General features: G+C 43.2%; 4 protein-coding genes. All 4 read left to right on the forward strand.

Going from position 1 to position 3383, the window contains the following annotated elements; all coding sequences use genetic code 11:
• Nucleotides 1-54 precede the first annotated feature (54 nt).
• On the forward strand, nucleotides 55-1170 hold the full coding sequence (locus tag QZW82_RS32110) for a cation-translocating P-type ATPase (RefSeq protein WP_366665119.1): 1116 nt from the start codon (nucleotides 55-57) through the stop codon (nucleotides 1168-1170).
• Between the two features lie 268 nt (nucleotides 1171-1438).
• The gene (locus tag QZW82_RS32115; RefSeq protein ID WP_293158438.1) at nucleotides 1439-1816 is read left to right on the forward strand and encodes a hypothetical protein; all 378 of its coding nucleotides are present in this window, start codon (nucleotides 1439-1441) and stop codon (nucleotides 1814-1816) included.
• 59 nt (nucleotides 1817-1875) lie between these two features.
• Nucleotides 1876-2304, forward strand: coding sequence for a hypothetical protein (locus QZW82_RS32120; protein WP_293158441.1), 429 nt, complete (start codon nucleotides 1876-1878; stop codon nucleotides 2302-2304).
• 433 nt (nucleotides 2305-2737) lie between these two features.
• A complete protein-coding gene (locus tag QZW82_RS32125; RefSeq protein WP_293158444.1) occupies nucleotides 2738-3277 on the forward strand; it encodes a general stress protein in 540 nt (179 codons plus the stop codon).
• Nucleotides 3278-3383: the final 106 nt, after the last annotated feature.

Below are 3383 nucleotides of genomic sequence, written 5' to 3' on the forward strand. Positions count from 1 at the left end.
AGAATGGACTACTGGGTGATGTTGAGTCACCGAGATAATTGAGTATTTCTACTCATTTTTGTCTCGGATGATTCACTTTTCCCCCCTCAATCCCCCTATGTGCCAGTTGGGGGTGCGGAATGTGGGATTCAAGAATGTTATACCGCTGGAATTCGAGTTGTGATGATTACGGGTGATTATCCAGAAACTGCTCAAACCATTGCTCGTCAAGTGGGATTGATGCAAATGGGAGCCGTTGTCACCGGAGCAGAATTAGATGGCATGAGCGACGCTGAATTAGAGCAGCGGATTCAAAGTACAAATATTTTTGCACGAGCCGTTCCCGAACACAAGTTGCGGTTAGTTAATGCTTTGAAATCTAAGGGCGAAGTCGTTGCAATGACGGGGGATGGCGTGAATGATGCTCCGGCTCTCAAAGCTGCTCAAATCGGGATTGCGATGGGTGAGCGAGGTACGGATGTGGCCCGTGAATCTGCGGCTTTGGTGTTACTAGATGATGATTTTTCGTCGATCGTCCAAGCAGTCAAACTGGGGCGCAGAATTTTTGACAATCTCCGCAAAGCCATGTCATATCTGATTGCGATTCATATCCCGATCGCCGGAATGTCTTTGATTCCAGTATTGTTTAAATTACCGTTAGTATTGCTTCCGGTTCATGTGGCATTTTTACATTTAATTATCGATCCAGCTTGCTCGATCGTATTAGAAGCCGAACCCGCAGAAGCAACGGTGATGCAGCGCCCTCCCCGCAACCCCAAAGAACCTTTATTTGGCAAGAAAACGCTCTCCTTGGCTGTGTTGCAAGGATGCGGAATTTTGGCGGTTGTGCTGGCGATTTTTGCGATCGCCCTGTATCGCAGACAAGGCGAATTTGATGCCCGTGCATTAACGTTTACGACGTTGATTTTGGCAAACTTAGCACTAATTTTGAGCGAAGGTTCGACTTCCCGCCTCAGCTTGAAAATACTGAAATCGCCAAATCCCGCCCTGTGGTGGGTGCTTGGTGGCGGACTGTTGTTCCTTGGGCTGGTGCTGTATGTCCCGTTTTTGCGTCATTTGTTCAGCTTTTCTCTGCTACGTGCGATCGATCTTGCGATCTGTTTGGGCGGTGGATTAATTAGCTTAATCTGGTTTGAACTGTTGAAACAAACTACAAAAATGAGATCGTAGTCAGAGACTGAATAAATATTAGTTCTAGCAGCAAAGGTTGCTTACGGTAAAAATAATGACATATCTACCTCTTAAGATATTCACACCCTCAACCTAAGATAGATGGCGATAACTCCAGAACGTGAAATCATTGAATTCATGAGAGTTGTTTTATTTATTCACCGGCAGAGTAGATAAGGTAATTAACAACAAAGATTTTTATGACTCGCTGGCTATTCAATAATACTATTGACCAGTCTCATAAACTCAACATACTAGAGGAATCATCATGCAAATAAACACCAAGACTTTCGTTTCTAACCTACAACACCATTTAACAAAAGTTATCGGTGGATTATTGATACTTGCTGTAATTTGCCAAAGTGTCGTTTTTGCGCCATCACCTGCGATCGCATCGCCTCTATTTGCCACCAGTGCTGCTAGTATTTCTAAGCAAGTAACTGGTAAGGCAGAAGAAGTCAAAGGCTCTGCTCAGCAAAAGATTGGGAAGGCACAGTCAGCAATGGAAGATCAAGCAAGATCTGTCAAAATGAAGATTAAAGATGACTTAACTGAAACAAAAATTGGAGTTGATGCCAATAATTCCAGAGTCGAAAATGCTGCCGATAAAGCCACTACAGCAGTCAAGAATTTTTTTGGTAAATAATCTTGGATTGACAATGCCATCGATAATTTAGAAAACATTAGCATACTAAAGGAAACAAAATGAGTACGACTATTGACAACTTCACTAAACAACTCCATGACAATTTAGAAGCGATTGAAAACCGGGCAAAGTCGCTGACGGAAAGTATTCAATCTGCCACAAAAAATACTCAAGCTGAGCTTCAGTCGAAACTTGATGAAACGAAGACAAATCTGGAAGCTAAAAAACAACAATTTGATGAGTATCGGGCAAAACTCAAAACTCAATTCGAGGAAAAAGAATCTGAGGTGAAGTCAAACGTTGACGAATGGAAAACAAATCGCGAAGTCAAGAAACTCGAACATCGGGCGGATCAAGCTGAGGACTATGCCAATACAGCAATTTTATTCGCAATGGCGACGATGGAAGAAGCGGAAGAAGCAACCTTGAAAGCGATTTGTACCAGATTAGATGCTACAACTGCTGCTGCGGAAACTACGCAGAAGTAAGACACGATTAAACTAAGCTAAGGGAGGAGACGGCAGTGCCGTTTCCCTACGCGGATTAATTGTAGGAGGAGGAGACGGCAGTGCCGTTTCCCTACACGGATTAATTGTAGGAGGAGGAGAGACGGCAGTGCCGTTTCCTGACTTTAGCTTAAGAGCGGAATAATGCCAGTTATTCCGCTCTTTTTTTTGATATAACATCTCCTCAAAGCAATCAAAAGGTATAGGTTAGGATTGGGAATTTGTGTAAATTTTAAATCAAAAGGTAGAGGTTATATTGTGTGGTTTTTGTTAAAGTTCAGTTGATGGCAAAAGAAGTCAAGGTTGAGATTAAATCGAAGCTCAACCAGATAAAATCGAACATCAAAAGATAAAAAACAAATCAAGAATTAAAATTTTGTCCTTCATTCGGGCAAATAACAAAGGAAACAAATTCATGTCATACACACATACGATTGTTGGTCATTTCCCCTCCCATTCAGAAGCAGAAAGGGTTGTATTGGAGCTGCAAAAAAAAGGCTTCGATATGCAAAAGCTCTCGATAATTGGCAAAGACTACCACACCACTGAACACGTGCGCGGATTTCTCACCTGGAAAGATACAGCCAAAGCTGGAGCCACAGGTGGTGGCTATTGGGGTAGCTTCGTCGGAGGTCTATTTGGCATTTTAGCTGGGGCTGGAGTGCTATTTATCCCCGGAATGGCTCCCATAGTCGTTGCTGGCCCCATTGCTGGGGTGTTGGCTGGTTGGTTGGAAGGAACGCTGGTTGGTGGCGCTGGTGCCGCTGCTGTAGGAGGATTGGCTGGTGCCTTGGGAGGCTTAGGAATCCCGAACCACGAGATAGTGAAGTATGACACTCAAATTCAAGCAGGCGAGTTCATTATCCTGGTGACAGGTAGCAATCACGATGTCAGTCAGGCGAAGCAGATGCTAGACAAAATTAGTCAGGAAATGAGTAAGCTGTTGTGCATTTAAAACGCATATTGGTATAATATAACATAATGATATCCAGAAAAAGTCAATGCCTGCTAAAAACTTTCTCAGTTCCGAGACAAAGGAAACTCTGCAACAAGCATTAAAA

Origin of the sequence: Microcoleus sp. bin48.metabat.b7b8b9.023, assembly GCF_013299185.1 — a bacterium.
Classification (GTDB): Bacteria; Cyanobacteriota; Cyanobacteriia; order Cyanobacteriales; family Microcoleaceae; genus Microcoleus.